The organism is Chromobacterium aquaticum (assembly GCF_021129195.1).
Lineage (GTDB): Bacteria > Pseudomonadota > Gammaproteobacteria > Burkholderiales > Chromobacteriaceae > Chromobacterium > Chromobacterium aquaticum.
In genome coordinates this window covers 1-3,273 of sequence record NZ_JAJOHW010000224.1, presented here as the reverse complement: position 1 = coordinate 3,273, position 3,273 = coordinate 1, and the positions used below count along the sequence as shown (strand labels likewise).

Below are 3,273 nucleotides of genomic sequence, written 5' to 3'. Positions count from 1 at the left end.
GTCCTCGGTCAGCAGGCTGGCGGCGGCGAGCCGCAGCGGCCACAGGGTGACGGCGGCGCTGGTGCGGAAACGCAGGCTGTCGCCGGCGGTGGTGGCCACGAACAGCGGGGTGCCGCGCTCGATGCGGTAGCCGGCGTCCAGCTTGCCCTTGTCCGGGTCCGGCTCGAAGCGGGCGATGGCGCAGGAGGGCATGGGCCGCAGCGCGTGCGGGTAGAGCTGCTCCAGCAGCGCGTCGGTGAGTTCGGAGTAGTCGTCGTCCAGCCGGCGTTGCAGCCGCGCGCACAGCAAGGCGAAGCCTTCCAGCAGCCGCTCCACTTGCGGGTCCGGGCATTCGCCGTCGCTCAGTTGCAGGCGGTGCGCCACCTTGGGGTAGCGGTGGGCGAATTCGCCGCCGGCGTGGCGCAAGTAGGCGAGTTCGCGTTGGTAGTAGTCCAGCAGGCGCGGGTCCAGCGATTCCATCAGCCGGCGTCCTCGCAGGCGGTGAGCCGCGCGCCGGACGGGTCCAGCTCGGCGACGAAGGCGGCCGGCCAGCGGCTGCCGTCGGCGTGGAGTTCGCCGTCTATGCGCACACTGAGGAGCAGGCCGCGGCCCGGCACGGTGTCCACGCTGACGCGCGGCGCGGCCAGCCGGGGTTCGAAGCTGCGTATCGCCTGGCGGATCTCGCGCGCCAACTGCTGGCGGTCTTCGGCGCGCTCAGGGTGCAGCGCGCTCCAGTCCGCCACGCCGTAGTCGATGACGCTGAGTTCGGCCAGGTAGGGTTGGGCCGCGCGGCGGCTGGACAGCAGCCGCGCGAGTTCCGCCCGCACCGATTCCTGCAACTGGCGGCGGTCCACCCGCAGCAGCGGCTCGGCCTCCAGCCGCTGGCGCGGTTCGGCGTCGGCCAGCAGTTCGAACAGACCCGGGCGGAACTGGGCGGCTTGGCGCATCGCGGTATCCTAAAAAGTGCATGGCCATGGCAAAACGCTTGGCCCCGAAACCCACGTAAAGACAGGAAAGAAATCTTTCTTGCCACGGAAGCACACGGAAGAACACGGACCACCCCCAAAGCGGTGACGAGCTTAGGTGGGTTTCATGACCACGGGTGTTGTCTTGTTCCGTGTTTTCCGTGTGCTTCCGTGGCTAAAAGACCGCCGGAACGCCCGCGGGCTTCCGCGGCGGATTCAATCGACTTATTTGGAGTACTTGTTGGCGGCCAGGTCCCACACCGCGGCGGCGTTGCCGTCCTTGGCGCCGGTGTCTTTCTGGGTGGTCAGCTCCCACTTGATCTTGGTGAAGTTGAGCGAGAGGTTTTCCACCGGCTTGCCGCCGGTGCCGCCGCTGACGCTGACATTGGACAGGATGGCGTTGGTCAGGGTGTAGACGATGTAGGGCAGCACCTTGCCGCTGCTGTCCGCCGCGTTGCGGCCGATGGTGATCTTGACCTCGGGAATGTTCTTGCCCTGGCAGCAGTAGGCGTTGAGTTCCGGCGTGGATTTGTCGGTGAACTTGGTCAGGCTGAATTCGCCGATATGCGGCTTGCCGGAGGTGCGTTCGGTGTTGCTGACGTCGTTGGTCACCTGCATGGCCACGTTGTGGCTGTAGGACAGCACTTCGATCTTGTCGGTGTAGCCTTCCAGCTTGCACTCGCCCTTGATGTCGCTGCCCAGGTCCAGAATGATGGCGTCCATTGCTTTGCTTGCTCCTTGGAGGGTATCGGTTCAGGCCCGCCGCGCGGCGGGCCCTTGGTGTGGCGTCAGGCGGCGGCCGGCGGCGGCAGCTCCGCCACCAGGCGGATGGACGCGGTCAGCTCTTCCAGCTGGAAGTGCGGACGCAGGAAGACGGTGGCGCGGTAGGCGCCGGGCTTGCCCGGCACTTCGGTCACGTCCACCCGCGCTTCGCGCAGCGGGTACTGGGCCTTCACTTCCTGCGGCGCGTTGTCGTTGACCAGCACGTAGTCCGCTATCCAGTTGTTCAGATAGGTTTCCACGTTGTCGCGGGTCAGGAAGCTGCCTATCTTGTCGCGCATGATCACCTTGATGTAGTGGGCGAAGCGCGAGGCGGCCAGCACATAGGGCAGCATCGCGGAGATGCGGGCGTTGGCGTTGGCGGCGTTGGTGTTGTAGACCTTGGGCTGGTTGGCGCTCTGGCCGCCGAAGAACACCGCCAGATCGGTGTTTTTCTTGTGGCACAGCGCGATGAAGCCCAGGCCGTCCAGTTCTTTCTCGCGGCGGTCGGTGATGGCGATCTCGGTCGGGCATTTGAGCGCGATGTCGCCGGAAACGGTGCCGAAGGTGTGGGCCGGCAGGCCTTCCACCGCGCCGCCGCCTTCCACGCCGCGGATGGCCGCGCACCAGCCGTATTTGGCGAAGGCGTCGGTGATGCGCTGACCCAGCGCGTAGGCGGCGTTGCCCCACAGATATTTGCTATGGTCGGTGCCGTTGACGTCTTCCACGTAGTTCATGCCCTCGGTGGGCTTGGTGTCCGGGCCGTAGGGCAGGCGCAGCAGGATGTGCGGCAGCACCAGGCTGACGTAGCGGGAGTCCTCGCTGGCGCGGAAGGAGCGCCATTTGATCAGCTCGGCGCTTTCAAAGGCCTTGGCCAGGTCGCGCGGCACCGCCAGTTCGGTGAAGCTGCTCATGTCGAACAGCCGCGGGCTGGCGGCGGAGATCAGCGGCGCGTGCGCGGCGGCGGCCACATTGGACAGTTTCTCCAGCAGCGCTACGTCCTGCGGATGGCGGCCAAACTCGAAATCGCCGATCAGCAGGCTGATGGGGTGGCCGCCGAAGGTGCCGTACTCTTCCTCGTAAATCTTCTTGAACAGCGCGCTCTGGTCGAATTCCACCGCCTTTTCCAGATCGTTCTGCAGCTCGTCCTTGGTGGCGTTGAGCAGGCGCAGCTTCAGCCGGCTGCTGGTCTCGGTGTTCATCACCAGGTAGTGCAGGCCGCGCCAGGAGGCTTCCATCTTCTGCACGTCCGGGTGGTGCAGGATGTTGTTGAGCTGCTTGCTCAGCAATTGGTCGATGATGGCGATGCGGTGGTTGATCATCGCCACGGTGTCTTTGTCGATGGCCATGCCTTCGTCCAGCACCTGGGTGGCGAATTCGGACAGCAGGTCCTTGGCGTACTCCTGCTGGATGTCGTCGTGGGCCATGCGGCCTTCCTGGATGATGCGGTCCAGCAGCGACAGCGAGGCGGCGTCGCCGCTGGGCGCTTCGGCTTGGGTTTTTGCCATGAGATGTCTCCGGTATCAGGGGGTCGGGCGGGGCGTCAGGCGGCCGGCGGCGCGTCCGGCGC

Annotated in this window: 4 protein-coding genes; all 4 read right to left on the bottom strand. The window is 66.0% G+C overall.

Annotation, left to right across the window (positions count from 1 at the left end; translation table 11 throughout):
* Positions 1-459: type VI secretion system baseplate subunit TssF (locus LQT98_RS23195; RefSeq protein ID WP_231465546.1), on the bottom strand; the 459-nt coding region annotated here is incomplete at its 3' end.
* On the bottom strand, positions 459-926 hold the full coding sequence (tssE, locus tag LQT98_RS23190; protein ID WP_231465544.1) for a type VI secretion system baseplate subunit TssE: 468 nt from the start codon (positions 924-926) through the stop codon (positions 459-461). The genes LQT98_RS23195 and tssE, both read right to left, overlap by 1 nt.
* 243 nt (positions 927-1,169) lie before the next feature.
* Positions 1,170-1,667: an Hcp family type VI secretion system effector gene (locus LQT98_RS23185; protein ID WP_048409970.1), complete on the bottom strand. Its 498-nt coding sequence runs from the start codon at positions 1,665-1,667 to the stop codon at positions 1,170-1,172.
* A 65-nt stretch (positions 1,668-1,732) separates the two neighbouring features.
* Entirely contained in the window at positions 1,733-3,211 is a 1,479-nt protein-coding gene (gene tssC / locus LQT98_RS23180; protein WP_231465542.1) for a type VI secretion system contractile sheath large subunit, read from the bottom strand.
* Positions 3,212-3,273: the final 62 nt, after the last annotated feature.